The sequence below is a fragment of the Methylophilus sp. genome, from assembly GCF_035460085.1.
Classification (GTDB): domain Bacteria; phylum Pseudomonadota; class Gammaproteobacteria; order Burkholderiales; family Methylophilaceae; genus Methylophilus.
This window is the reverse complement of record NZ_DATHWZ010000086.1, coordinates 1-3,412: the sequence shown is the minus strand read 5'-3', so window position 1 is coordinate 3,412 and position 3,412 is coordinate 1. Positions and strand designations below refer to the sequence as shown.

2 protein-coding genes are annotated in these 3,412 nt (G+C 42.8%); both read left to right on the top strand.

Translation table 11 applies throughout. The annotated features are described in order from the left end of the window. Window positions 1–2,019 (top strand): calcium-binding protein (locus VK958_RS11875; protein ID WP_325241591.1); only part of this gene is annotated, 2,019 nt, incomplete at its 5' end. Window positions 2,020–2,097: 78 nt separating this feature from the next. After that, a partial coding sequence (locus tag VK958_RS11870; protein WP_325241589.1) for a M10 family metallopeptidase occupies window positions 2,098–3,412 on the top strand: 1,315 nt, incomplete at its 3' end.

Here is a 3,412-nt window from a genome sequence, read left to right as displayed (position 1 = left end):
ACTACCGCAGCTAACTTCAAAGTAGCGCTGCAGGACACCATCACCGAGACCGCTGTCGCAGGCTCAGGGACTGACACCGTACAGCTTAGGCTGCTGGCAGGCACTGACTATAGCCTTATGGCGAATGCCACTACCCTCACCCTGGGGGCTAACCTCGAGAACTTCGATGCGTCAGCCACAGGCACAACCAAACTTAACCTCACCGGCAATGCACTCGCCAACACCCTCACCGGTAATGATGCAGATAACATCCTTGATGGCGGTGCTGGCAATGACACCCTCATTGGAGGATTGGGAAGTGATACCTTGAGGGGTGGTGCCGGGGTCGATGTGTTTCAATATGTCAATGCAACAGACTCTACCGCAAGTTCAATGGATACAATCCTTGATTTCACTCAAGGAGTCGATAAGTTAGATTTTTCAATACTGAATGGTGGTGGTTTTGATTTATCGTTTTCGGGAACGACAGCATCTACTAACTCGATTTGGTACACTCATTCACAAGATAAGACATTCTTATACGCTGACACTACTGGTGACGCTATTGCAGATTTCCAGCTTCAGCTGACAGGCAATATAAACCTCGACTCTTTTGACTTTTATTTACAGAGAGCTACAACGAAATTTGGTACAAATGCTGATGATGCTGTAACAATGAACTCTGAAATTGACACATATTATGGCCTGGCTGGTAATGATTTTATTACGGGTAACGATTATGCATCTCTAGTGGATACAATGTTTGGTCAGGAAGGCGATGATATTCTTTTTGGAAAAGGTGGTAGCGATGTTATGGATGGGGGTTCTGGAAACGATACGTTCTTGTATAGCTCAGACATTGTCTACAACAACTCAGTAGATAAGATATTAAACTTTAATGCATCAGAAGATAAATTCCAATTCAATGAGTCGTATCCATATTTCAAGGATTTAAAAGGGGCAGTAGACCCTGATGAAGTACGTATTGGCGCTGGGTATATAAGCGCGCTAGACGATAATGACTATATTATTTACAACACTTCTACAGGTGATATCTATTATGACTACGATGCTAATGGACCACAAACAGCATATAAATTTGCCAATCTCATTAATCCTACTGGAACAATCACATATTTAAATTTTACCGTTTTGATGTCTGGTCAAACACTTATCGGAACTGGTAATGCTGACACTCTGACAGCCACTTCGACGTCAAGCGATGATTATATTTTTGGTGGTAACGGAGACGATATTATTAACGGCAACGGTTCTGTTTATGGTGACAATCTGTTTGGCGGTGATGGTAACGACACAATTTCCGGATCTGGCTACACATATATGGCTGGAGGTAAAGGGAATGATACCTACTATGCAGGCCCATACTCCACAATTTCAGAACACGAAAACGAAGGTGAAGACACCATAGTCTTTCTCGGTTATGGCACAGCTTACAGACTTGAAGATACTCCTAATGTAGAAAACCTCGTGTTTCCGAATTCAATTGGAAATGGACTGACCGACTCTCTTTTAGTAGGCAATGCTCTGAATAATAAATTAACAGGTAATGATTATGTTAATACTCTAATTGGGAATGAGGGGAATGATCGGTTAAATGCTGGAGCTGGCGACGATATTCTTTGGGGTGGCTTAGGTAACGATGTACTGATAGGTGGTTCAGGAGCTGATACTTTTAAATGGTTTTCACCTGATGCAGTCAACCCAGGAAACGTCGCAAATAATACAGATACTGTTACAGACTTCTCGATTGCTGATGACGATTCGCTAGATTTAAGAGACTTACTCACTGGTGAGTCATCCAATAATATTCTTCAGTATCTGGATATTTCAATACAAGGTGGCTCAACTGAAATACGCATTAGTTCAGCTGGAAACTTTACGGGCGGCAATTACAATTCGGCAGAGGAGGATGCGCGGATTGTATTATCTAACACCAATCTTTACACCGCCACTGGAACCAATAACGAAGCTCAATTGATTGGTTATCTCGCCCAGCATAATAACTTACTGATTGATTAGCTCTACTTAATTAAAAACAAATACCAGTGAATGCACCAGGAATTCACTGGTTTTTAAATGACAAAAACTTGAGATGATATGACAATCCCTACGCCCGATACGACCAGCGAGATTACATTATTTGATGCTGGCTCAAGTTCAAGCAATCCTTATTTAAATGTTTTGCTTCTCGGAAATAAGTGGGGCGGGCCCATTGGTAGTTCTGCGACTATTTATTATAGTTTTCCAACGTCACGAAATGATGAATACTGGTCTCAGGATTTGATTAATGGTTATGGCATTCTCAACCCCCAGCCAGACTTTAAAGCTGACTACGCTTCTCTGATCTCTCTCGACAGTAATCAGCAAAACGGTATCACTCTTGCTTTGAATGCCTGGGCGAGTGTAGCCAATCTGGATTTTATCAAGGTCGATGAAACGACTTCTACAGTGGGTGATATTCGCTTTGGTTTCACTAGTGACGGTTCTATGTCACCAGAAGTTTACGCATACACTTATGCAGTAGAGCCAGAGTGGTATGACTACTCTTTATTTTTTCCTTACACCAGAAGCGGTGATATCTGGTTTAACCAAACCCAACCAGACTCGACTGGTTATGATTTTTCAACTGGGGCAATGGGCCATTTTGTAGGCTTGCATGAGATTGGGCACGCCTTGGGTCTGGATCATTCTTTTGCTGAAGAAGCCGGTGATATCGGTTTGCCTAGAAACCTTGACTATATCCAGTATACAGTCATGAGTTATTCAGATATGCCAGGTACATTTTTTGATGGTCAAAATGAGTACTATCCCACGACGCCAATGTTGTATGACATTCTGGCCATACAACATTTATATGGTGCTAACAATGACTATAACTCTGGTGATAACGTCTATGAGTTTACATCCTCACAACGTTACTATGAAACCATTTGGGATGGAGGCGGTAACGATACCATTAAGTACACTTCATCTACCGGTGGAGTTATTAGCCTTGAAGCGGGCTCATTCAGTCGATTAGGTCAAACATTTAGAATAGGCCCTAACAATACTTCTGTACAACAAGATAACGTTGCCATTGCCTTTAATGTCGTGATTGAAAATGCGATTGGTGGCGCTGGCAATGACAAAATAACTGGTAATAGTTTTGACAACAACTTACAAGGTGGTGCTGGAAACGATGTACTCAGTGGCGTTGCTGGTCATGATATTCTTGACGGTCAGTATGGAATTGATACATTGATCGGCGGGCTGGGCGATGACACTTATATCGTTGACCTCACCCGTAGCGGGACTACCGCAGCTAACTTCAAAGTAGCGCTGCAGGACACCATCACCGAGACCGCTGTCGCAGGCTCAGGGACTGACACCGTACAGCTTAGGCTGCTGGCAGGCACTGACTATAGCCTTATGG